Origin of the sequence: Paraburkholderia dioscoreae (assembly GCF_902459535.1) — a bacterium.
GTDB lineage: Bacteria > Pseudomonadota > Gammaproteobacteria > Burkholderiales > Burkholderiaceae > Paraburkholderia > Paraburkholderia dioscoreae.
This window is the reverse complement of record NZ_LR699554.1, coordinates 1,367,031-1,390,861: the sequence shown is the minus strand read 5'-3', so window position 1 is coordinate 1,390,861 and position 23,831 is coordinate 1,367,031. Positions and strand designations below refer to the sequence as shown.

The 23,831-nt window shown below is 60.0% G+C and carries 19 protein-coding genes and 2 pseudogenes; 8 read left to right on the top strand and 13 right to left on the bottom strand.

Annotation, left to right across the window (positions count from 1 at the left end; all coding sequences use genetic code 11):
• Window positions 1–86: 86 nt before the first annotated feature.
• The gene (locus PDMSB3_RS26450) at window positions 87–1,466 is read right to left on the bottom strand and encodes an undecaprenyl-phosphate glucose phosphotransferase (protein WP_165189633.1); all 1,380 of its coding nucleotides are present in this window, start codon (window positions 1,464–1,466) and stop codon (window positions 87–89) included.
• 43 nt (window positions 1,467–1,509) lie between these two features.
• Window positions 1,510–3,036 carry a mannose-1-phosphate guanylyltransferase/mannose-6-phosphate isomerase gene (locus tag PDMSB3_RS26445; RefSeq protein WP_165188219.1) on the bottom strand — a complete coding sequence of 509 codons (1,527 nt, stop codon included), beginning with the start codon at window positions 3,034–3,036 and terminating at the stop codon, window positions 1,510–1,512.
• A gap of 644 nt (window positions 3,037–3,680) precedes the next feature.
• Here PDMSB3_RS26445 and PDMSB3_RS26440 point away from each other — a divergent pair.
• Together PDMSB3_RS26440 and PDMSB3_RS26435 are read left to right on the top strand one after the other, a co-directional pair.
• Window positions 3,681–4,180, top strand: a pseudogene (locus PDMSB3_RS26440) (transposase); the annotation flags it as partial.
• 633 nt (window positions 4,181–4,813) lie between these two features.
• Window positions 4,814–5,046: pseudogene (locus PDMSB3_RS26435) on the top strand (IS256 family transposase); the annotation flags it as partial.
• Between the two features lie 344 nt (window positions 5,047–5,390).
• Here the strand turns inward: PDMSB3_RS26435 and PDMSB3_RS26430 are convergent.
• A complete protein-coding gene (locus tag PDMSB3_RS26430) occupies window positions 5,391–5,768 on the bottom strand; it encodes a hypothetical protein (RefSeq protein WP_165188217.1) in 378 nt (125 codons plus the stop codon).
• Window positions 5,769–6,183: 415 nt separating this feature from the next.
• On the opposite strand from PDMSB3_RS26430, the gene rfbC reads away from it, so the two are divergent.
• Window positions 6,184–6,732 (top strand): dTDP-4-dehydrorhamnose 3,5-epimerase, encoded by a 549-nt coding sequence (gene rfbC, locus PDMSB3_RS26425; protein WP_165188215.1) that lies wholly within the window; start codon window positions 6,184–6,186, stop codon window positions 6,730–6,732.
• Window positions 6,733–6,820: 88 nt separating this feature from the next.
• Here rfbC and PDMSB3_RS26420 read toward each other — a convergent pair whose 3' ends face one another.
• The 3 genes from PDMSB3_RS26420 to PDMSB3_RS26410 all read right to left on the bottom strand — a co-directional run bounded on the left by PDMSB3_RS26420 (window position 6,821) and on the right by PDMSB3_RS26410 (window position 10,626).
• Complete coding sequence (locus tag PDMSB3_RS26420; protein ID WP_165188213.1) at window positions 6,821–7,822, bottom strand: GlxA family transcriptional regulator; 1,002 nt, start codon at window positions 7,820–7,822, stop codon at window positions 6,821–6,823.
• Between the two features lie 248 nt (window positions 7,823–8,070).
• A complete protein-coding gene (galU, locus tag PDMSB3_RS26415) occupies window positions 8,071–8,952 on the bottom strand; it encodes a UTP--glucose-1-phosphate uridylyltransferase GalU (protein ID WP_165188210.1) in 882 nt (293 codons plus the stop codon).
• Between the two features lie 684 nt (window positions 8,953–9,636).
• A complete protein-coding gene (locus tag PDMSB3_RS26410; protein ID WP_165188208.1) occupies window positions 9,637–10,626 on the bottom strand; it encodes a GlxA family transcriptional regulator in 990 nt (329 codons plus the stop codon).
• A gap of 99 nt (window positions 10,627–10,725) precedes the next feature.
• On the opposite strand from PDMSB3_RS26410, the gene PDMSB3_RS26405 reads away from it, so the two are divergent.
• Window positions 10,726–10,869 (top strand): hypothetical protein, encoded by a 144-nt coding sequence (locus PDMSB3_RS26405; RefSeq protein ID WP_165188206.1) that lies wholly within the window; start codon window positions 10,726–10,728, stop codon window positions 10,867–10,869.
• A gap of 1,014 nt (window positions 10,870–11,883) precedes the next feature.
• Window positions 11,884–12,111, top strand: a complete 228-nt coding sequence (locus PDMSB3_RS26400; RefSeq protein ID WP_007176971.1) for a hypothetical protein — start codon at window positions 11,884–11,886, stop codon at window positions 12,109–12,111.
• A gap of 138 nt (window positions 12,112–12,249) precedes the next feature.
• Here PDMSB3_RS26400 and PDMSB3_RS26395 read toward each other — a convergent pair whose 3' ends face one another.
• The 4 genes from PDMSB3_RS26395 to PDMSB3_RS26380 all read right to left on the bottom strand — a co-directional run bounded on the left by PDMSB3_RS26395 (window position 12,250) and on the right by PDMSB3_RS26380 (window position 18,124).
• The gene (locus PDMSB3_RS26395; protein ID WP_165188203.1) at window positions 12,250–13,200 is read right to left on the bottom strand and encodes a dimethyl sulfoxide reductase anchor subunit family protein; all 951 of its coding nucleotides are present in this window, start codon (window positions 13,198–13,200) and stop codon (window positions 12,250–12,252) included.
• A gap of 18 nt (window positions 13,201–13,218) precedes the next feature.
• Window positions 13,219–13,974: a 4Fe-4S dicluster domain-containing protein gene (locus PDMSB3_RS26390; protein ID WP_007176969.1), complete on the bottom strand. Its 756-nt coding sequence runs from the start codon at window positions 13,972–13,974 to the stop codon at window positions 13,219–13,221.
• Between the two features lie 25 nt (window positions 13,975–13,999).
• Entirely contained in the window at window positions 14,000–16,924 is a 2,925-nt protein-coding gene (locus PDMSB3_RS26385; protein WP_165188201.1) for a molybdopterin-dependent oxidoreductase, read from the bottom strand.
• A gap of 267 nt (window positions 16,925–17,191) precedes the next feature.
• Window positions 17,192–18,124 (bottom strand): 2-hydroxyacid dehydrogenase, encoded by a 933-nt coding sequence (locus PDMSB3_RS26380; RefSeq protein WP_007176967.1) that lies wholly within the window; start codon window positions 18,122–18,124, stop codon window positions 17,192–17,194.
• 278 nt (window positions 18,125–18,402) lie between these two features.
• Between PDMSB3_RS26380 and PDMSB3_RS26375 the strand changes: the two genes are divergently transcribed.
• Window positions 18,403–19,890, top strand: a complete 1,488-nt coding sequence (locus PDMSB3_RS26375) for a sensor domain-containing diguanylate cyclase (RefSeq protein WP_007176966.1) — start codon at window positions 18,403–18,405, stop codon at window positions 19,888–19,890.
• 27 nt (window positions 19,891–19,917) lie between these two features.
• On the opposite strand, the gene PDMSB3_RS26370 is transcribed toward PDMSB3_RS26375, so the two are convergent.
• Window positions 19,918–20,220, bottom strand: a complete 303-nt coding sequence (locus tag PDMSB3_RS26370; protein WP_007176965.1) for a putative quinol monooxygenase — start codon at window positions 20,218–20,220, stop codon at window positions 19,918–19,920.
• A gap of 268 nt (window positions 20,221–20,488) precedes the next feature.
• Here PDMSB3_RS26370 and PDMSB3_RS26365 point away from each other — a divergent pair, with 268 nt between their 5' ends.
• Window positions 20,489–20,830, top strand: coding sequence for a zinc ribbon domain-containing protein YjdM (locus PDMSB3_RS26365; RefSeq protein ID WP_007176964.1), 342 nt, complete (start codon window positions 20,489–20,491; stop codon window positions 20,828–20,830).
• 27 nt (window positions 20,831–20,857) lie between these two features.
• Here PDMSB3_RS26365 and PDMSB3_RS26360 read toward each other — a convergent pair whose 3' ends face one another.
• Window positions 20,858–22,258: a heavy metal sensor histidine kinase gene (locus PDMSB3_RS26360; protein ID WP_007176963.1), complete on the bottom strand. Its 1,401-nt coding sequence runs from the start codon at window positions 22,256–22,258 to the stop codon at window positions 20,858–20,860.
• The gene (locus PDMSB3_RS26355; protein ID WP_007176962.1) at window positions 22,255–22,926 is read right to left on the bottom strand and encodes a heavy metal response regulator transcription factor; all 672 of its coding nucleotides are present in this window, start codon (window positions 22,924–22,926) and stop codon (window positions 22,255–22,257) included. The genes PDMSB3_RS26360 and PDMSB3_RS26355 overlap by 4 nt, the downstream gene beginning before the upstream one ends.
• Before the next feature lie 203 nt (window positions 22,927–23,129).
• On the opposite strand from PDMSB3_RS26355, the gene PDMSB3_RS26350 reads away from it, so the two are divergent.
• Complete coding sequence (locus PDMSB3_RS26350; RefSeq protein WP_007176961.1) at window positions 23,130–23,762, top strand: hypothetical protein; 633 nt, start codon at window positions 23,130–23,132, stop codon at window positions 23,760–23,762.
• Window positions 23,763–23,831 lie beyond the last annotated feature (69 nt).

Sequence of the window (23,831 nt, the reverse complement as noted above, 5' to 3'; positions counted from 1 at the left end):
TCCTTAAATTTCGTCTAACTCTACTTCGCTTCGCGATCGACTTTTCTGCCTGGAACAACAGAAAACTCCGTGGTTTGCCAGCGTGACTAGTACGCGTTGCTACTTACTAGTCCCTTGACCACAGTGGTCATGACAATCCGCATGTCCAACGCAAACGACCAGTTACGCAAGTAGTAAAGGTCGTGCTCCACCCGCATCTGCATCTTCTCGACCCGATCCGTCTCGCCACGAAATCCATTCACCTGCGCCCACCCGGTAATGCCCGGTTTGATCCGGTAACGATGGATGTAGCCATTGATGACTTTCTGATAAAACTCATCGTGCTCGATTGCATGCGGGCGAGGACCGACTACCGACATTTCACCGCGCAGCACATTAAAAAACTGCGGTAGTTCGTCGAGACTGGTTCGCCGTAACAACGCGCCCACACGCGTAATTCTTGGGTCACCTTTGGTAGCTTGAGTAACCACGCCGGTTTTTTCGGCGTGCGGACGCATGGTGCGGAACTTATAGATCTTGAATACCCGGCCATCGGCGCCTTTCCGGTATTGCGTAAAAAATACCGGGCCGCGTGAAGAACACTTCACCATTACCGCAATCATCACCAGCAATGGCAGCAACGCAATCAAGGCGAGCGCGGCAAATACGCGATCGAAAATTTCTTTCTGCAGAATTGCGCGTGCCGGCAAAGGCGATGCGACGAGACTGATTGCCGGTGCGCCGATCAGGTCGATCACGCTGCATTCGAATAGCGCCATGCTGCGCACGTCGGGAATGAAGCGGATGTTCACAAGATCGTTACGGAACTCATCGACGAAGTGCAGCGTGGTCGACGCTTCCGACAAGGGTAAAGCCAGCCAGATTTCCCGCACGCCGTTGCCCCGAATATGCTCGGCGAACTCGCCAAAGTCGTCGAACAGCGGCACGCCGTTCGGCGCGGCGCCGCCATCGGGCTGGGTGTCAAATATCGCGGATGCGCGGAACCCACTGGCCGGCGCCGCCATGAGCTTGTTTACAACTTCACGGCAATGAACCCCGACGCCGAGCACCGCCACATTGCGCAAGTTCAGGCCGGCATAGCGCACGCTGCGCAGCACCGCATGGACCAATAAGCGCGACGTAATCAACGCGCCGCCCGCTGTCGCGGTCCAATAGGCAAACCACAGCCGCGAAATAAAATCCGTGCGATGCAGCGAGAACATCAGCACCAGACCGCTCGCCTGCACGACCAGCCACGCGATCGAAACCTGCCCGGCTAGTCGAAGCAGAGACCGGCCACGCCATGACTCGTACAAGCCAAATGCCGGAAATGCCACCAATGCGAAAGCGACGGAAAAGGTAATGAATGCGCCGTCTCCCCGGATCTGCGTCAGATCCTCAAAGCGGATATGCGACGCCGCGATGGCGCCCCCCACAATGAGAACAATATCCACAAGCCGCGCCAAGAACCCCCGTATCCCCCGCATCTCGCGATTCCCCGTTAAAGTTGGACTGCTTTCCACCTACGCACTACGCGCGGCCGTATGTGTCATCAAAACGAACGATGTCGTCTTCGCCGAGATAGGATCCGGACTGCACTTCGATGAGCTCTAGCGGCAACTTTCCGGGGTTCTCCAGGCGATGTGTCACGCCCAGCGGAATGAAGGCCGACTGGTTCTCGCTGAGCATGAATTCCTCATTGCCGCGAGTGATGAGCGCAGTGCCGCTCACTACGATCCAGTGTTCAGCGCGGTGGTGATGCAGTTGCAACGACAAACGGCCGCCCGGATTAACGACGATCCGCTTGACCTGAAACCGCTCACCGCGGTCGATCGAATCGTAATAACCCCATGGGCGCCGCACCTTTCGGTGCGCATCGGCCTCGGGCGCCTGCAGCGCTCTCATTCGGCTGACCACGTCCTTTACTTCCTGCACGCGCGAGCGGTCGGCGACGAGCACCGCGTCATCGGTCTCCACCACCACCACGTTGGTCACGCCGACGCATGCAATGAGACGCCCTTGCGAGTGCGCAAAGCTGGACGTGGCGCCTTCGAACACGACCCGGCCGCGCGCGGCATTGCCGTCTGCGTCTTTATCGAGCGCTTCCCATACCGCGTCCCACGAACCGAGATCCGACCAGCCCGCGTCAAGCGGGACCACCACGCCGTGCGCGAACCGCTCGTCAGTGCCGAGACGTTCCATCACTGCGTAATCGATCGAGTCCGACGGCGCCGACTTGAAGGCGTTCGCGTCGGGACGGAAATACACGCCGTCGCTAGTACCCTGCGTATGAGCCAATACACACGCGTCATGCATGGCAGGCCGCATGACCTTGAGCGTAGCAAGCCACACACTCGCACGTACCACAAAAATTCCACTATTCCACCAGTACTCCCCGGAGGCGAGATACTGCTCGGCCTGTTCGGCGGCGGGCTTTTCGACGAACCGTGCAATACGATGTGCGCCGTCGCCAAGCCCGGAACCCAGACGGATATAGCCAAAGCCCGTGTCAGCGCGAGTCGGCGGCACACCGAGCGTGACAATCGCACCGCGCTGCGCATGCTGCACCGCCAACGAGATCGCTGACTGAAACGCAGCAACGTCCTCGATCGCGTGATCTGCCGGCATGGCGACAATGACGGCGTCGTCACCATTCACGCACACATCCGCAGCGGCTATCGTCAGTGCGGGCGCCGTGTCGCGCCGCGCCGGCTCGACCACGATCCGTGCGTCGATACCTCTCGCGCGCAGCTGCTCCGCGGTAATGAAGCGGTGCTCGTCCCCGCACACGATGATGGGCGCGCCTACCGTGCCTTCGGTGGCATGGAACCCCTTCATCCGCTGCGCGGTGGCCTGCAATAGCGAATCAGGTCCCAACAGATCAATCAGTTGCTTTGGAAATTGTTCGCGTGACATGGGCCAAAGTCGCGATCCTGCGCCACCGGCCAGCACCACAGGAACGAGACGCACAGCCGAAGCAGCGATGTGCTTTGGCGTCTGACCTGCCTTGTTTTCACTGTCTGCAACATCCGCCTCACCCAACAACGTGTCATTCATATCGACTCCTGTTTGCAGCGCGAATAGAACCACCAATACCGCCTTTTTTGAATTGCTTATTAAACGATTTGGATGGCGTAATTGCGATGAAGGCCGCTCGATCATTTCGAATTTATCGACGAATAAAGCGTACATCTTTAATAAGGAGCGCTATTACTGTTACTGGCCTTTAAAAACCTTCTCGACTTCGGTTGCAGTGCATCATACTTGTGGCTACTTCCGAGGTAATGCGACTGACGGATAATGCCAACATGTTGGCGCTTTGGCCCATGCGTCGCCAGATTGCCGAAATGGCCTGTCATGCGCCCGCCATGTCAGGTGCACTTACGCCCAACTGCGTGAGGGGCGTCCGACAGGCAAATATCAGCAAGCTTCCGTGGCAACTTACGCCAACAACCTTGGCTGCTCGCGTCCATTTTTATAGGCACGTAGCGCCACTCTATGAACTTGCGCAGGGCAACGGCGACGCTGCGGCCTCAAAAACCGACATCTCGTGTCGGTTAAATGACCTTTGGCGATTTCTCAGGAACGCCGCCGAAAGCCGGAAAAGTTTAGACAGGTATGTGAAACTACTGGCATTGACGCTGCGATCAGCTATCCTGGAAACTGGGCCAATTAGAACTGCTTTGGTCGTTGGGCGGTGGGGGCGCGAGCCGGCTCCCGATGGCACGACGCCGTTGAAGTTTCGCCGGCTGCTGGAGTGCAACAAACTCCGCGAGCAGTTGTTCGCCAAGGTCGGCGAGGTCCGGCAAGGGCGAGGGCTGAAAGTAGACACCGGCAACATCGTGGATGTCACCATCATCGGTGTGCCTAGTTCCACGAAGAACGCGGACAAGGCGCGGAACCCCGAAATGGATCAGACGAAGAAAAGTGAGCGGTGGCACTTCGGGATGAAGCTGCACATCGATGCGGATAGCCAGACGGGACTGACACACAGCGCGGTAGTGGCGGCGGCGAACGTGCATGACAAGCATCTGATGCCGGCTTTGCCGCATAGCGCCGAAAGAAGGACTTTACCAATCAGCGCGTGCGCAAGCGCAGTGATGAAGTCGATAACGCCAGACGCTCGAAGAACTGCAATAAGTCGAAGATACGTGCGCGGGTCGAGCACGTCTTTGCGGTGGTCAAGCAGCTGTGGGGTTTCGGTGCTAACTGAGAAATCCCTCCAAGAGGTCCGAAACCGAGCGCAGTCTAACGTGATGCATCGAAGGAAGGCGGAGGTTTCCGTCTGAGACCAGCTGTTGTCGGAATAGACCCAGAGAATAGAGCCTCAAAATTAATGGGCCAAGACGCCAGGGGATCAGCCCGCCGGAGCCAGTGGCGATTTTGAATCGCTGAGAAGTACATCAAATGGTGCGCAATCTATAAGGCGGCATAACGCAAATGCTCTTCCTTGAACAGGTTGCGAATCACGTGAGGCTGCTGCTGCCGACGATGCAGACGACAGCGTACGGTGTCGCTCATTTGTGCTTCTCTGGTCGGCCGACTCCTGCCGAGCGCATTGTTCACGACCCATCCGGCGAGATGACTTATGTGGCGGATTTCGCCAACATAATTTTCGTAGATCGCAAAACCTCTCCCTCGAACTGCCACGCCCCCGCGCCAGTGGTCCCGTACCCATGACGTGCGCAAACGTTGCTTGCCTCATCTCCAGTGTGAGATAAGCTCGATTCTGGTGTACGGGGAAGTTTGGGCGCGGGAGATTGAAGGCGGTGGAAGCTTCAACTGAGAATTCGATTGTCGCAGTGGAAAACTAGCAAACAGCAAACCATCCACCATGAGCAAGTTTACAGAAAATGAAGTCGTTGGGCTATCAGGGGTCTATTGGGGCTGGACGATTTGGTTCGGCACGGAGTCGGGCAGGTGATTAAGCAGGAAATCGAGGCGGAGTTGTCGTCGCTGCTGGAGCGGTTCGAGAACGTCAAGACATTGCACGGGCAGCGCGCCGCAGTGCGCAACGGTCACTTGCCGGAACGCGAAGTGTTGATAGCCGCCGGACCGGTCGCGGTCGACAAACGCGGCCGCCGGAGTCTTTGCGTCGAATCGCTGTTTCGACATGCGCAGCGTTTGCGCCGCGAGCGCTTGCGCATGGCTCGCCAACGATACGCGCGCCAGCAGATCGAGCGGGTCACTCACATCCAATCAGAGATGCGTGAATTCGACGGCATGCTCGGGCGTCAGCCACTTTCCGGTTAGGCAATGGCCTTAGCAGTTGCGACATGACGAGATAGGTCGAAAGGTCGGTGCATGCATGAGTGCCGGCGTAGTTTGCAGGACATGTCGAGTCGGTGAGACTAGCGGGGTCGCAAATAGAGCGTAACGAGTCACTCCATTTGCGCAGCTTCGCCTCCCTATCAGCCGCCTTGCTTACGGAAGACAATCTCCCCCGGCAGATTGGCCACACATGCGACGAAGATTTCCATCACCGCCCGGGAACCCAAGTCCAACCTCACACCGCCAAAGAACATGCGCGCCAGACTGCGTGCGTCGCATGTTTCCCGCGAGCTTCGCTCGAGTTGCTCAGCCAACCGTTGCGCGCGGCATGCCAGCGTCACGCGCTGCAGCCAGTCGGCGCGACGGCCATTCAGGCGCAGCCAGAGTCGGGTGGATTCGACCAGTTGCTCGGGCCTCAACCAATGGCCGGTTCTCTGGCGTAGAACCAGTTGCGACGCAACCAGATAGGCGAGCAGTTCCGTACGCGCCTGAAGATCAAATTCGAGGAGCCGGTTCATTATTGGTAGCTTGAGTGGACGCGGCCATGCAGTCGCGTGTCTTTGGAAATAAGCAGGGCGCCCCCGCCATGCAGCAGGTGAAGCCGACGCAACGCGCCGCCAACAGGTACATGTCTAACGCCACGCTGGAACTGCAATCACGCGACGCATAGTCCTATACCCAATCTGATCGGGTCCGCCAAAACATTGAAGGATTCCGCCGCCCCTCGAAATCCGTAGATGAGGACTATGGCCTCCGCCACCGTCACGACCTTGTATGACATGCATCGAACAGCCGCCTCCGCCAAAATACGCAAATGGCGTATCACACCAATCTTTTGGCGCTCAGGGATAAACGGTCGCTTGTAATATGAATAGCATGGCTCCCGCAGCACACCGTGCAGGGTGTCCGCAATCCCTCATCCTATTCGTCACAATGGCAATCCAGGTCAAGCACACGGCAATTCGCGACGTCAAACTGATCGAGCCACGCATTGTTTCGGACACGCACGGCGTTTCGTTTGACAGCTTCGATCAGGAGGACTTCGAGGAGAACGTTGCGCGTGGCTATCGCTTCCTGCAGGAGCGCCATACGGTTTACCCCCACAACGTATTGTGCGGACTGCATTATCAGATTGAGCGGCCGCAGGGAAAGCTCGTGCGTGTCGTCAACGGAGAAGTCGTGAACGTAGCGGTCGATTTGCGCCGCTGGTCGCCCGCGTTCGGCCGCTATATCAGCACGCGGCTTTCGGCGGTCAACTGTCGTCAGCTATGGATTCCGCCCGGTTTCGCGCACGGCTTTCTGGTGCTGTCGGACGTTGCGGAAGTTTTGTGCAAGACTACCGAGCGCGGCTCGGCGGAGCACGAACGCACCCTGCAGTGGGACGACCCGGATATCGCCATCGAGTGGGATCTGAACACGGCGCCGATCACGTCGAAGCGCGATTCCGTAGGCACCCGCTTCAGCGTGGCCGAAGTGTACTGAGGAGAACCGCCATTCGCAGCGAGGGCCTTCTTCGTTGACGATTAAAGGTTCTCCAACCACAGCCCTTGCGAACGGCGGCATGATCTCTTCAAGCCGGGTTGGAAGAGCGCTTGCTAGTGCGATATTCGGTGGGCGTGACGCCCAGATACCGGCGAAACACTTTCGACAGTTGGCCGCCGCTGCCCATACCGCAGCGCCGTGCGATCTTGTCGACAGGCAGGTCTGTTTCAGACAGAAGATGGCAGCACTTGTCGATGCGAACGTACAGAAGATAGTCTGACGGCGTCACGCCCATTTCCATCTTGAAGCGACGCAGGAAATTACGTTCGCTCATCGCGGCGAACTGCGCTGCTTCTTCAATCCTGATCGCCCTGCCACAATTCATCTCCAGCCACTGTGCCGAAGACTGAATCTTCTCGCTTACCACACCGAATGCGCTCCTGTTCGGCGTGGCGGTGAACTGCGCCTCGAAACGCATTCTGACCACCCCCGTGATCTCGCGCGCGACTTCGGCTCCGAGATCCTCTTCGACTATCGCCAGTGCCGCACGCAGCGGAGTACCGGATCGTTGTGAAGTCGACACTTTCAAACCGCTCCGGGCAACAGTATGATCGCCCTCGCGACGGCGCAATGTAGAGGATTTGTCCGGGAATTCGGCGGCATCCAGAAGCAACTGTCCTTCGGCGATAGGAAAAATCTTTTCGCTTCGAAAATCGAGCCAACGCAGCCATGCAATGAGACGCTCCTCGCTCAGCATGTTGTGAACGCCTGCGCCGCCAGCAATGAAGAGTGCGTGAAAATCGTCCGCGTAACCGCGTGATTCGATACTATCAGTCCAGACGAATACCGACGACGAACTCGCTATTCTTCCACCGCCAACCGACAGCAAGTAAACATCGTAGAGCGGGCCGCCAATGCGCATTGACGTACAGAACGCATTGGCCGACTGAAAAACTTCCACTACCGTGGCGGCCTCCGGTAGCGCGAATCCATTGAAAAGGGCTATCCCGATGCGTTTCAGCGCACGAACGTCATGTAACGCCTGAGCCTGAGTCGCATGGCGACTAGTACGGGAAAAGAATCCTGCCATCCAGCCATCCCCCGAAGATAAGTGGCCTCCTACGGCTGCATATGGGCCGTTTTGGGAAATCGTACACAAGCGATCCGCATAAAACTGGTGGCTGGCCGAATTGGATAATAGGTTGGCGGTCACGGACGACCGCCCCACGGGATCGAAATGGCGGATTCGTGCCAGTTCACCTAATCGCGACTACTCTATGGATTCCGAACGACTACTCAACTATTACCAGCTGTATGGATATGCGCGTTCATTCCCGTTCACATCGGCAGCAGAGACAGATATTCCTCGAGGTACTCACGAAACTCGGCACCTACCTCGGGATGCCGCACCGCGAATTCCACCGTGGCCTTCAGATAGCCGATTTTGCTGCCGCAGTCAAAGCGCGTACCGCGATACTTGTATGCCAGTACCTGTTCATCGGCAAGCAACGACTCGATTGCATCCGTCAGCTGGAGTTCACCGCCGGCGCCCGGTTTGATTGCGCGCAGATGTTTGAAAATGCGCGGCTTCAGCACGTATCGACCCACAACACCGAGGTTTGAGGGAGCCGTGCTTGGCTCAGGCTTTTCAACGATGCCTGACATCTTGATGATGGACTGCTCCCACTCCTTGCCGTCGACGATGCCATACGATTTGGTGTCCTGCGCCGGAATTTCCTCAACGCCGATCACTGAGCTATGGTAGTGATCGAATACTTCGATCATTTGCGTCATGACAGGAGGAGTGCCGTATAGCAGGTCATCCGCGAGAATCACGGCGAACGGGCTATCACCAACCAGCTTCTCCGCGCACAGTACCGCATGCCCGAGGCCGAGCGCCTCCGGTTGGCGTACGTAAAAACAGTCGACATGGCTCGGCTTGATGCTGCGTACCAGTTGCAGCAGCTTGTCCTTGCCGCGCGCTTCCAGTTCCGCCTCGACCTCATACGACTTGTCGAAATGATCTTCGATCGCGCGCTTGCTGCGGCCCGTCACGAAAATCATTTCTGTGATACCGACGGCCATAGCCTCCTCGACCGCGTATTGAATCAGCGGCTTATCCACAATTGGCAGCATTTCCTTTGGGCTCGCCTTCGTGGCAGGGAGAAATCGCGTGCCAAGACCCGCTACCGGAAATACTGCCTTTGTAACTTTCAGCATGAGAGACTCCGAGTGTCATTAATATGGTCGAATCGTGTTGGGTCATCCCGGCCCCACTGGCAGGCACGCAACGCCCTGCCCGGTCGATTGAACACGTCAGGGCACAATACGCGAAGGTCAGCGCCTTCCATTCAGACCGGTAGTTCGGCAGTGACCGCCGATTCAGCGGATGTTGTCGCTCACGCGAACAGAAACGACGAGGCGGGAGCATAAAGCCTTAGTTGGTCACGCAGTCGTGCCTGGCGTAAGCGACTCGAATTTTGGCCGCAGCGGCCCTACTCAATGCGATTTCTCTCGCTCGGTTTGTCGTCGCCCCGATCTTTCCTTCGTCTCCGAGCCGTTAATCCAGCTCGAATTCGGGGGAATTTTTCAGATAATTGCTGGTGCCGCGCACCTGGTCTGAATATGCGCCCATTGATCAATTTTCCCGTCCTGGGGTAACGAATCTCGCAGGATTATCATGGAAAAAATATAATCCGGTTCGGACAATGCGGATGGCGACCGGTTAATTTCCACGAGGTCATGGCCATTAAAAATAGCCCCCGCGACCCGAATTTCCAGCACTGTCACCAATAAAATACAGATATAGAAAAATAAATTAAATTCCATGAAATAAACGATACGAATTTCGTCATTACATTATGAACCAGCCAATTTCGAGCTAGACAGAAACGCAATTCCCGTTCAAACCCGCTTGCTCATACGATACTCGGTGGGCGTTGTCGTCAGATGCTTGCGAAAGAGCTTTGCCAACCGACCGCCACATCCAATTCCGCAATGGCGTGCGACCTTATCGACAGGTAGATCGGTTTCGACAAGGAGGCGACAACTCATATCAAGCCGTACGTACAGCAGGTAATCTGACGGCGTCACACCCATTTCAATCTTGAAACGCCTGAGGAAATTACGCTCGCTCATGCCCGCAATCTGCGCCGCCTCGTCGATCGAAATATGGCGGTGCCCGTTCGCTTCGAGCCATTTTGCCGACGCCTTGATTTTCTCGCTCACGCCAACCGAAGCATTCTTGCGCACAATCGCCGTAAATCGGGTATCCGTGGATGGCGCGACCCAGTCAGCAATCTGCCGCGCAATTTCGGCGCCGAAATCTCCTTCGATCACCGCAATGGCGGTTCGAAACGGACTGACAGAAGCGCTCGAAGAGCCAATACCGGCGCCAGTCCGCACGATTTCGCCCGCGCGTTCGCCGTAGCGCCTGATACCGGCCGCCTGTCCGAAGCCGGCGGCGTCGAGCAGCGCCCTCCCTTCACCGATCGGGAATACCAATTCCCCGCGCCGATACGTCCGCCGAAGCCACGCAATCAACTGTTCATCGCGTAGCGCATCAATTACGCCTCCGCCGCCCGCTACAAACAAGGCGTGAAAGCGCTCCGAGTCGCGCTGGCCTCCGATACTCTCCGTCCAGACGAACACGGATGAAGAACTCGCGACCCTGCCCCCGGCGGCCGATAACAAACTGACGTCGTAACGCGTCCTGCCATATTGCTCGCCCTCTGTGAGCGCATTCGCCGACTGAAATACCTCGGCGATCTCCGCCGCCTCAGGAAGGGCAAAGCCGCTAAACAAAACTATACCAATACGTTTCGCAGTACCGGCTTCTGGCAAAACTTGAGGTACCATTGCGCTGTTGCGGTAAGCGACTGAAGACCACCCCATCAGATTTTCCCCGGAAATTGGTTGTCCGTTCCGACTTGCTTTGATTCTGATTATTTATCCGGATTGATCGTACATAAGGATGGTCTACGGAGTATTTTTATGGCCGAATCGACCAATATGTTGGCGGATATGATCAATCCTTTAGACGAAATACAAGGTCACGTACGGAAGAGCAAGGAAATCCCGGTTTTAGTAACGACATTCCTTAAGGCTGGGCATCTGAACAAACCGTTTATTCAATAGCCATATTCATATCCGATATTTGCAAATCACAAACGTACATAATTTCATCATCGAAATATAGTAGTGCTCGATGATGCCAGGACAGGCGGACGTTCATTGCCCATATGTAAAGCCACATCAAATTAAATTAAAATTGATCAGTTGAAACTGAATGAATACGTGAAGTCGGCCTGCGGACGTCCGCTCGCAACGAGCCAGGCATGTGTTCTCCGCCTGCCTGTCGTGCCGGTTGTCGCCAATCAGGTATAGGACGTCGTCGATGCAGCCGGAGCCGAAATGGCAGGACTCCCTGGAATGGACCCGCCGTGCCACGAATGCGGTTCCCGCAAGCGGATATGCCGACAATCTGCGTCAGCGACAGGCGGTGAGCCATCTACGGTTAGTGACCGGTATCATAGTCCTACGTGTTAGTCGTTGCTACCCGGATGGTTCTTTCTCATGTCCCGTTCAGTCAACATTTTGACTCAATCCGCCACGCACGTCCGCCGTCTGCTTCGGCCGATTAAACTCTGCTTCGGTCTTTCGAGGGGGCGCTTCTCTGAAGCAACCCCGCCCCTCGATTTCGCCTGGCGCCCCTCGGGCGGCAGGCATTTTTTCCTGAACCGCCAGATTCGATTTCCCACGACAGAGTCAACGATGCATAAGCCAACATTGCGTACGCATGCATCCGGGCTCTCAATTCACGCCTCCGATATAGAAATCGCCGACGCTCAAATCGAGGTCGAGGTGAAAACGTATCTATTGTGGACAGCCGCCGAAGCTATGACCGCGGCCGGCATGCGCATCGCGCGGCTCGAGCGGACGTGCGCAGTTCGGCACGCTGGCCGATATCGCTGTTCAGTACGGTAATCCCCGCCTGACTCATCTGCAGATGAGGCTTATGTTTTTTTGCCAATGCCTCATTGGATCGCGGCGAGACGATCGCTGCCAGCCTTCAATTGACCAGATCAGACGTGGCGGTAGCTCGCGAGACGATCGCGGAGCGCAAATTTCATGCACGCAAACGGGACATGTATGGACGAGAAAGTGACGTATGTGTACGAGTACACGGGCGGTTTTGGTACATACCGCACCACCGGGTCGCAGATGGTACATCTGCTTCCTCTCGTTGGAGACAACGTGACCATGAGGGTCGACGAACCCGGCTTCGACGGCGTTCTGAAGGTGAAGTCGCGGCTCTTTGAGTACGACAGGACGGGCTCATTGACTATTATTTTCAGTCTCTCCCATACCATCGCTTAAGATTCCAGATTATCAGGCCGTCTGTGGCAGAGAAGCGCCGCAGCAACACGTGTAGAGTCCACGCGCCGTGTCATCCCAGCCTGATTCACGGTGTCACGCCATCGCATAACCAATTGCTTCTATCGAATCAGGCATTCCTCAGCCGACTCTCGCGTAATAGAGATTCTGTGGATGCTTCGCTTCGGCAAAGAAAAACCAGCGTTCCGCGACCAGGCCCACGTATTGCACAAGACACGCCGCGCCCAGTAAGCCGAGCGACACGCCGATCGAATGCAGGTTCGCCCCCAACACCATCAACACGATCGGCGCGACAAAGGCCGTGGTGAGGAAACCCCATTTGACGCCGCGCAAGGTGCCCGCCGATTTGCCATGAAAGAACTCCCGCAGATTGAACGCGCCGGCGGTAAAGCCGCGCGACACCTGCACCAGCTTCGGATTGCGAATGCCGGTGGCGCTCTGCACTGTCGACTTCGGCCGCAAGCGCGCATTGCGCACGAGCGATGCCGAGCGGCTCGCGCAGCCGGCGAGCGTCAACCCGCATGCGCAGACGGCGAGCCACGCGGTCAGCGCATGCGCGAGCCATGCGCTCAACGCTGTCGCCAGCGTCAAGCCTGAGGCGCAACCGAGCAGCGCGAAGTTGACCAGCGTGAGCGGCGTGGCCCACTCCTGCAAAAAACGCAGACACGCGTAGATCATCGCCGTGCAGACGAACAGCACAGCGCTCGCCAATACGCCGAGCCAGCCAATCGCGAGCGACCAGGGCGAACCGAACCAGTGCGCGACGCCATAGAAAAACGCGCAGGCAAGGAACGCCGGGAGGCACAGACATTCTCGCGACAGCCACGAAGTGCGCCACATAGCGATCGCGCGCCATGCGCGTTCGGGATGGCCGAGATGGAAGAACGACGCGAGCAGCCCGAGTCCGCCCAATATCACCGACACGGCCGCGCCGGCGATATAGAACGTATCGGCGGGCGACATTGGCAGGCCGAGATGTCCAGCGGTTTCCACGCCGACGAGCGCGATCAGCAGGCCCTGTGCCGCGCCGCTCAAGGTGGTCAGAAAAACCACGGAGAATGCGGGATTCATCGTGAAGTCCTATGGTTTTTAGATGCGCGTCGCCATCGACGCAAGACGCAGTTCACCGCGCTCGAGTTGCGCGTCGAGCGATTCCGGCGACTGGGCCGGCTCCGACATCGAGCCGGACGATTTGCACGAGCACGAACCGCTACCGCATCCCGCAGCCTCGGTGGGTACACGCGGCAGATAGTGATTCGCCGGCCGCGTATTCCACTCAGGCATCAACTGGTAGCCGCCGCGCTCTTCGATAGCCTTCGACACCACCGACTCCGGATCGTGAATATCGCCGAACAGCCGCGCCGAGGTCGGGCATGCGAGCACACAGGCAGGCTGCCGGTCTCGCTCGGACAGGTTTTCATCGTGAATACGATCCACACATAGGGTGCACTTCGTCATCTCCTTGCGGCTTTCGTCGAGTTCGCGCGCGCCGTAGGGACATGCCCACGCGCAGTACTTGCAGCCGATGCAGCGGTCGAAGTCCACCAGCACGAGCCCGTCTTCCTTGCGCTTGTAGCTCGCACCGGTCGGACAGACCGGTACGCAGGGCGGATCCTCGCAGTGCAGACACGACTTCGGAAAATGGATCGTCTCTGCGTTGGGGAAACTGCCGGCCTCGAAGCTCTGCACCCGGTTGAAAAAGGTACCGGAGGGATCCGCGTCGTACGGATTCAGATCGGCGAGACTGCCCGATTCGCCCGACGTATTCCACTCCTTGCAACTCGTCACGCACGCATGGCACCCCACGCATACGTTCAGATCGATCACCAATGCCATCTGCGTCATCAAATGCTCCTTGCGGCTCTCTGTGCTATTTGCGTCCCGTCGCGCCGCGCAGCCGCGCCGCGAATTCCCCTCGTCCCGCGAAGTAGGTTTGCACGATGCGCGAGATCACACCGTTTTCACCCGGCACGGCGGGCATTGCAGCGAACTGCGGCAGCGTGTGCCGCGCGTCGGCTTCCGCCGGATAGATGCGCACGCGCACGTCGTACCAGGCGGCCTGGCCCGTCACCGGATCGGAATTCGACATGCGGCTCGCCACATCGTGATCGCGGCCGGGCAACTCGTCGGTGATCAGGTGATTGAGCAGGAAACCACGTTGCGATTCATTCGCGCCGGGGCCGAGATTCCACGCGCCCGATGCCTTGCCGATCGCATTCCACGTCCATACGGTGCCCGGCTCGACGGTTTCACTGAAGCGCGCCATGCAACGCACGCGGCCCCATTGCGATTCGGCGTAGATCCAGCTGCCGTCGGCAATACCGTTCTCGGCCGCCATCAGCGGATTCATGTAGAGATAGTTCTCGCCATGAATCTGCCGCAGCCATGCGTTCTGCGAGTCCCACGAGTGGTACATCGCCATCGGCCGTTGCGTCACGGCGGCGAGCGGAAAGCGCGCGAGGTCCGTGGCCGCGCTTTCGAGCGGCGCGTACCAGAACGGCAGCGGATCGAAGTACTTTTCAACGCGCGCGCGCAGGTGATCCGGCGGCTGACTGCCGCTCGTGCGCCCTTGCGCGGCGAGTCTGAACTTCTGCATCACATCGGAATAGAGCTGGATCAGGATCGGCTCGCCGAACTTGCGAAAACCGTTCCTGACCGCCCACTCGAGATACGGTCCGTTGCAGTTGCGCATGTATTGCAGCGTCTCGGGCAGCGGGTAATGGAACACGCAGTTGTTCTTCGCGTACTGCTCCCATTGCTTCGGATTAGGCTCGCCCACTAGCGCCTTGCCGCCGTCCTTGCCGCGCCAGCCGATCAGGAAACCCACGCCGGAATCCGGTGAGGTCGTGAAATTGACGACAAAGTCGGGATAGTCGCGAAAGCGCCGCGCGCCATCGGCGGTCGTGAAGGCCGGCAACTTCAGACGCGACGCCAGTTCGATCAGCACTTCCTGGAACGGCTTGCATTCGCCGGTGGGCGGCACGACCGGCACCCGCACCGAATCCACCGGTCCGTCGAATTCGGAGATCGGTCGGTCGAGCATGGACATCGCGTCGTGCCTTTCCAGATAGGTCGTGTCGGGCAGGATCAGATCGGCGAATGCCGTCATCTCCGACTGGAAAGCGTCGCACACCACCAGAAACGGAATCTTGTACTCGCCGCTCTCGTGCCTGTCGGCGAGCATCTCGCGCACTTTCATCGTGTTCATCGACGAATTCCACGCCATGTTGGCCATGAAGATCATCAGCGTATCGATCGGATACGGGTCGCCGCGCCACGCGTTGGTAATCACGCTGTGCATCACGCCATGAACGGCGAGCGGGTATTCCCACGAGAAAGCCTTATCGATCCGCACCGGGCCGCCCTGATCGTCGATGAACAGATCCTCGGGTGCTGCGGGCCAGCCGAGCGGACCGGTGGCGAGCGGCGTGTTCGGCTTGACGGCGTCGGGGCTGTTCGGCGGTTTCGCCGACGGCGGCACCGCACGCGGAAACGGCGACTTGTGACGAAAGCCGCCGGGGCGGTCGATCGTGCCGAGCAGCGACATCAGAACGGCGAGCGCGCGGATCGACTGGAAGCCGTTGGAGTGCGCCGCGAGGCCGCGCATGGCATGAAAGGCGACCGGGTTGCCGGTGACCGTTTCGTGCGTCTCGCCCCACGCGTCGGTCCAGCGGATCGGCAACGTGATGCGGTGGTCGCGGCTCGTCTGGATCATTTCACCCGCGAGGCGGCGAATCGTGTCCGCCGGAATGCCGGTGATCGCGGCGGCCCACTCGGGCGTGCAATCGGCCACGCGTTCGCGCAGCAAGGCGAACGACGGCGTGACCGGCGTACCGTCGTCGAGCGTAAAGCGTCCGTCTAGCGCCGGATTGACGCCCGGCGTGTGATGCGGCACGGCGCGCGCGGCGTCCGCGTCCCACCAGAGATGATTCTGCGGAAACAGCGGATTGCCGACCGGCCGCTCGGGATCGCGCACGAACAGGCCGAAGTTCTCACTCGCTTCGTCAAGATCGACCAGTTCCGCCGCGTTGGTATAGCGGCGCACGAACTCGTGATCCCACGCGTCCGCGGCAATCAGTTCGTGCAAAAACGCCATGAACAGCGCGCCGTCCGTGCCGGGTTTGATCGGCACCCATTCGTCGGCGATCGCGGCGTAGCCGGTGCGGATCGGATTGATTGCAATGAAGCGGCCGCCCGCTCGCTTGAACTTCGAAATAGCGATCTTCAGCGGATTCGAATGATGGTCTTCCGCCGTACCGATCATGAAGAAGAGCTTCGCGCTGTCGAGATCCGGGCCGCCGAATTCCCAGAACGATCCGCCGATCGTATAGATCATGCCGGCCGCCATATTGGCCGAGCAAAAGCCGCCGTGCGCCGCATAATTAGGTGTACCGAACTGTTTGGCGAAGAGCCCGGTCAGCGCCTGCATCTGATCGCGGCCGGTAAAGAGCGCGAATTTCTTCGGGTCCGAGGCGCGAATCGCGCCAAGGCGCTTTTCGAGCACGTCGAACGCGTATTCCCACGACACCGGCTCGAACTGCGCGCTGCCCCGCTCCGCGTCCGGCTTGCGCATCAACGGCTGGGTCAGGCGCGCAGGTGAGTACTGCTTCATGATGCCGGACGCGCCCTTCGCGCAGATCACCCCCTGATTGAGCGGATGCTCCGGATTGCCGTCGATGTAGCGCACCTCGCCTTCCCGCAGATGGACACGGATACCGCAACGGCAGGCGCACATGTAGCAGGTGGTTGTCTTGACATCGAGCCGTTCGTTCTGTGTGCGGGCGTGGTGTTCCATGCGGGATCTCCGTCGCTGCTCCGGTGTGTCGAAGCGATGATGATGCGGTATCGCCCATCCTATTCGCCGCAGCCTCGCAATGGAAATCGCCATTCTCGACAGAAAGTATCCGCCGTGCCGATAGTTTCGGTTGCCTTTCAGTGGAGTGTCGGCCCGCGCTTCGCGCGAGGCAGCGGCTGCGCCCGGCGTGGAAGCCGGCGCGTTCCCGTTCGTCAACGAGCTGGCGCTACATGGCAAAACGCATGAACGCGTGAGCGCCGGTTGACGTCAGATCGGCGTCAACACCGCTTCACCCGCAAAATACCGGCTGGCATTGCAGAGGAAATTGTCGACCGAGGCCGTGATCGCTTCCGGTGAACGGCCGCCCACATGCGGGGTCAACACCACGTTGCGCAGTTTCAGCAACGCCTCGGGAGGATTCGGCTCGCCCTCGTAGACGTCGAGCCCCGCGCCGGCAATCGTGCCCGCCGTGAGCGCCTGCGCGAGCGCCGCCGTGTCGAGCACGCTGCCGCGCGAAACGTTGACCACGAAGCCCTGCGAACCGAGCGCCTCGAACACTGCCTGGCCGATCAGGTGACGCGTACTCGCACCGCCCGGCGTTGCCACCATCAGAAAGTCGCTCCAGCGCGCGAGCGCTTCCACGTTGTCGAAGTACTTGTGCGGCGAGCCTTCACGCGGCTTACGGTTGTGATAGCCGATCTCCATGTCGAAACCGGCGCCGCGGCGCGCGACCTTGGTGCCGATATTGCCGAGCCCGACAATGCCGAGACGCTTGCCGGACACGTTCGGGCGCATGGGCAGCGTATCTCGCCAGACGCCTTCGCGGGTGGCCTGATCGAGTTGCGGCACGTCGCGCACCACTGCGAGCAGCAAGGCGAACGCATGGTCGGCGACGCAATCGTCGTTGGTGCCCGCGCCGTTGACGAGCACGATATCGCGCGAACGGGCGTGGTCGACGGCGAGGTTTTCATAGCCGGCGCCTAGTGCGCTGACCAGTCCCAACTGCGGCATGCGGTCGATTTCCGCCGCGGTAAGTCCGGTCGTGCCGTTGGTCAGCACCGCGCGAATCGTCTGGCCGTGTGCATCGATCGCGGCGGATCGCTGGGCGGCATCGGGGGCGTAGATGACCTCGAACGCCGCCTCGATACTGGCGCGGCTTGCATCGTTCAAATGGATCAGGACCAGAAGGGATGGCTTCATGATGGCGCTTTTATCGGCAACGTGAATGGACGGGGCGGGTTTCAGGCCAGTGTAGCAAGGCTCGCAAAGGCGTGCTGGCGGCCGTCCGGAGGGCTCGGACGCCCAGTCTCGCAGGTTCCGGAACAGGCCTGGCGAAGGCCCGACGCGCCTCAAGTCCGTCGAAAGCTTGCCGTTATCTTGCTGAATGGCCGCAGCGAAAATGAGGCGTAGCCGGTCTTTCTTTTCAGCCGTGGCCCAACCCGCTTTAAAATAGCGGCACTTCCGATTTCGAGAACTCCATGCTGGACATCCTCCCGCGCGGCCCCGCGCCCGCCAACGACGATTCCGAGATGTTCGAACTGGCGCCCGTCTCGCTCTGGCTCGAAGACTTCAGCGGCGTGCGCGCACTGTTCGAGGCATGGCGGGCCAACGGCGTGACCGATCTGCGCGCGCATTTCGCCGCCAATCCGGACTGCGTCGCGCAATGCGCGCATAGCATTCGCGTCATCAAGGTCAATCAGAAGACCCTGACGCAATTCGAGGCGGCCGATTTCGAGGCGCTCAACGGCAATCTCGCCTCGGTATTCCGCGACGACATGCTCAAGACCCACCTCGAAGAGCTATGCCAGTTGTGGGCCGGGCAATCGCAGTTCACCAGCCAGACGGTCAACTACACGCTCGGCGGAAGGCGTCTCGATGTGCTCCTCAAGGGCGCCGTGCTGCCCGGCCACGAGGCGCGCTGGGACCGCGTACTGGTATCGGTCGAAGACATCACCGAGCTGGAAGGCGCACGGCACCGCGTGACGCTCGCCGAGCAGTATGTGCGCGGTCTGTTCGAGTATTCGCCGGTCTCGCTCTGGGTGGAGGATTTCAGCGCGGTCAAGCGTCTGCTCGACGACGCGCGCGCAGCCGGCATCAACGATTTCCGCGTGTTCACCGACGTGCATCCCGAGTTCGTCGAGCGCTGCATGCAGGAAATCCACGTGCTCGACGTGAATCAGCACACGCTCGACATGTTCGCGGCCAAAGACAAGAAAACGCTGCTGGCGCGCCTGACCGATGTGTTCCGCGACGACATGCGGCCGCATTTCCGCGAGCAGTTGATCGATCTGTGGGACGGCAAGCTGTTCCAGCAGCGCGAAGTGCTCAACTATTCGCTCGACGGCAGCGAGGTGCACGTGCACCTGCAATTCTCGGTGCTGCCGGGCCATGAAAAGAACTGGGATCTGGTGCTGGTGGCGCTCACGGACATCACGGCGCGCAAGAAGGCCGAAGCCTACCTCGAGTTCCTCGGCAAGCATGACGTGCTGACCAAGCTGCGCAACCGCTCCTTCTACGTGGACGAACTGAACCGGCTCGAGCGCAAGGGTCCGTGGCCCGTCACGATCATCATGGCGGACCTGAACGGTTTGAAACGCGTGAACGATCAACTCGGCCACGCCGCGGGCGACGCGCTGTTGCGGCGCGCCGGCGAGGTGCTCGCCAAAGCGACCGAGGCGCCGTTTCACGCAGCGCGTATTGGCGGAGACGAATTCGCGATCCTGATGCCGGACACGGACGAGCGCGGCGGCGTCGCAATGGTCGATGCGATCAGGCAACTGATCGAGCTGAACAATCAGTTCTATCCCGGCTCACCGCTCAGCTTCTCGATGGGCGCGGCGACCTGCCAGCGCGGCGACCGGCTCGAAGCCGGCGTGCAGCGCGCCGATCTGCTCATGTACGAGGAAAAGCGCGCAACCTACGCGAGCCAGCCGGCTACCGACGCGGGCGAAGCGGCAGGCGGCTGACAAATCGACGCGCCGCTAGCCGCGCGTTCAACCCGGCAATTTGGCCGCCAGCACATCGATTTTTTCGATGCTCGGCGGCGAGGCGAACAGTTCGCCGGCCTTCGCCATCAAGGCGGCTGCCACCTTGCCGTTCAGGTGCGCGTCACGGCCGCCTTCGTCCGCAAACGCATCGAAAATGCCGAACGTGGACGGTCCTAGCTTCAACCCGAACCACGCCACGGTGCCGGGCTCATCCTCGACGAGCGGCAAGCCGCCGAGCAGAAACGCTTCGACCTCCTGTTCCTTGCCGGGCCGGGCTTCAAGACGAACGTACAGGGCGAGTTTGACCATGACAGACTCCTGCTGTGAGATTCGGGCAATAGGTGCTTTGCAAGGCCTCGCAAAGCATGACGAAACATGCGGGACCGCCGGGCTGCTGGAAAAGTATAGTCCGCCTCCCGTTGAGCGTCGCCACGCGCCTTTCGGGCCAGAATCGCGGCCCACAGGTTTGCGCTCGCGCAGCATCCCGCATGCCGGACAGTGGTAGTCCGGCGCGCGTCCGCTATACTCGCCAACCCCGAAGTTATCCGCGGCGGCGCCGCGGCCTGGAAAGAAAATCATGTCGACAATTCCCGCCTGCCCGCAATGCGCAATGGAAAACACCTACCCCGACGGCGACAACTACGTCTGCCCGGATTGCGCACATGAATGGCCGATGAACGCCGCCGCATCCACCGACGACGCCGACGAACGCGTGGTCAAGGACGCCAACGGCAACCCGCTGGCCGATGGCGACGCCGTCGTGCTGATCAAGGATCTGAAAGTGAAAGGTTCGTCGATCACGCTGAAAATGGGCACCAAGGTGAAGAGCATTCGCCTCGTGGGCGGCGACCATGAAGTGGACTGCAAGATGGACGCCGGCAGCTTCATGCTGAAGGCCGCGTATCTGAAGAAGGTCTGAGCGAACGGCGCCGGCCGGCGGCGTCGCTCAAACGCCCGGGAAGCGCAATTCGAAACGCACCACGCCCGGTGCCGGGCACACCACACGCGCCGTGCCGCCATGCAGATGCATGATCGCCTTGACGATCGCAAGGCCCAGACCGCTCGACTCGGTGAACGCGCTGCGCGCCGCGTCGGCGCGATAAAAGCGATCGAACAGACGGCCCAGTTGCTCCTCGGGAATCGGCGCGCCGTCGTTTTCGACCACCACGGTGGCGCCCCCTTCGTCCTGTGTGCCGCGCAGGCGCACTACCGTATCGCTCGCGCCGTAGCGCACCGCATTGACGACCAGGTTGTTGATCGCGCGCCGGCACAACATCGGATTCACCGATGCCACGCCCTCGGCCTCGACCACGAAGCGCATGCCGCGTTCGTCAGCCGGCCCTTCGAAATAGTCTGCGATCCTTACGAGTTCGCCACGCAGGTCGACCGGCTCGCGGTCCACAGAAAGCGCCGCATGATCCGCATGCGCCAGAAATAGAATATTTTCCGCAATATGACTGAGGCGACTCAGTTCCTCGAGATTCGATTCGAGCAGTTGCTGATACTCTTCGGGCTCGCGAGTCCTGGCAAGCGTGACCTGGGTTTGCCCGATCAACGCACCGACCGGCGTGCGAATCTCGTGCGCCAGGTCGGCCGAAAACTGCGACAGACGTTGATAGCCATCCGCAAGACGGTCGAGCATGGCATTGAACGCATGCGTGAGCTGGCGCAATTCGAGCGGCGCCGCCTCGCTGTCGAGCCGCACGGACAGGCTCGCCGGGCTGATCTGCGCGGCCCGCGTGGCAATCTCGCGCACCGGGCGCAACGCGCGGCGCAACACGTAGTAGGCGAGCAGCGTCGCGGCCAGCATGCCGATCAGCGTGGCCAGCACGATACGGTTGCGGTAGGCGGCCAGCATGCGCACTTCCTGCGTCATCGGGTGGCCGGCGATCACTTCGACTTCGGTGCCGTCTTCGCGCGCCGTGGCGGTAGCGATTGCCCAATGCACCGGCACGCCGTCGGCCAGCCGGGTCTGGCGAATGTCGGCAATGGTCGGCAGACGGCCCGCCTCGCCGGCCTGCAAGGCGGGCACGGCCACGCCCTCCGGATTCACGTCGATAAACGGTGCTTCGCCCGGACGGCGAAACAGCAGCACGTCCTGTTCCGCGCCGAGCATGGTCTCGAACAGCAACGGCCGGTTCTTCAACTCGCTGACCGAATAGAGATCGTGCACAATGCGGCTGAAATGCTCGACGCGGGCGGTCAGCACCAGGTCGGCGCGGAGCTGCAACGACAATTCCGCCGAACGGTAGAAATAGGCGCCCAGCGTGCCGATCACCACACACGCAATCGACGCGAACAGCACTGTGGTGCGAGCCGTGAGCGAGCGCCCGGTCCAGAATTTCATGAGCCGTCGCCGAAGGTGTAGCCGATGCTGCGCACCGTATGAATCAGCTTCTTTTCGAACGGATGATCGACCTTGGCGCGCAGCCGTTTGATGGCCACGTCCACCACGTTGGTGTCGCTGTCGAAGTTCATGTCCCACACTTCGGAGGCGATCTGCGTGCGCGAGAGCGCTTCGCCCTGGCGGCGCACCAGCAGATGCAGCAGCATGAATTCCTTGTTGGTGAGCGGAATCTCCACGCCTTCGCGCGTTACCTTGCGGCGCAATACGTCGAGTTTCAGGTCGGCGATTTCGAATACGTCGCTCTCGCGGGTCACGCCGCGGCGCAGCAGCGTGCGGATGCGCAACACCAGTTCGGTAAATGAAAACGGCTTAACCAGATAGTCGTCCGCGCCGAGTTCGAGACCGCGAATACGGTCGCTGACGTGGTCGCGCGCAGTGAGGAAAATCACCGGCAGATCGCGCCGTGCCCGCAGCGCACGCATGATTTCCCAACCGTCGATACCGGGCAGCATCACGTCGAGCACCACGAGGTCGTAAGCATTTTCGAGCGCCATGTGCAGGCCGTCCGTGCCGGTGCGCGCGAGATCGACCGCATAGCCGCTCTCGCGCAAACCCTTCTTCAGGTAATCGCCGGTTTTCGGATCGTCTTCAATGACGAGGATGCTCATGGTGTTCGGTGCTCCAATTCGGGCTTCGGCCCGAAGGCCCGCTACGCTGCTCGCTGAAACGCTAAAACGCTGGACGTGGATATGTCAGCCATTCTACGTGGCCCTCGCGCGCCATTCATGACGTTTTTGTCATCCGTCTGTCACTCGCCGGAGCCGGTCGCGAGTCTAATCTGCCCCCATCGTTCACCACCTGGAGCAGATTCATGAAGATCGTTTCCGCGCGTGCGTTGCGCACCTTCGTCGCCCCCGCGCTCGCCGCCGCCGCATTCCTCGCCGCAGGACCCGCGGCATTCGCCCAGAGCGCTGCGCCCACCGGCGTACGCGGCACGGTGACGTCGTTGTCGGGTGACCTGCTCAAGGTCCACACGCGCGACGGCAAGGACGTCGACGTGAAGCTCGCCAAGGACACGCCGATTCGCGGCGTCGTGCTCGCCAATGTGAACGACATCAAGCCGGACAGCTATGTCGGCACCGCCGCGATTCCGCAGGCGGACGGCACGCTGAAGGCGCTCGAAGTACACGTGTTCCCGGCCAGCATGCGCGGCTCCGGCGAAGGCCATCGTCCGTGGGATCTCGGCGGAAACAGCTCGATGACCAACGGTACGGTGGGTTCACTCGTGGTCAGCAACGGCCGCACGATCACCGTGAAGTACAAGGACGGCGAAAAGAAGATCGTGATTCCGCAAGACGTGCCTATCGTCGCGCTGGAACCGGGCGACCGTTCGTTGCTGGTGCCGGGCGCGAAAGTCGTGCTGTTCGCACACAAGGAAGCTGACGGCTCGATGGCCGCCAACTTCATCTCCGCGGGCGAGAACGGCGTAACGCCGCCGATGTAATACGGCGTTGCCTTTGTACCGTTTGTACCGCTTCTCCCGCTTGTCCGGGCAGCCGTGTTCTTCAATGGC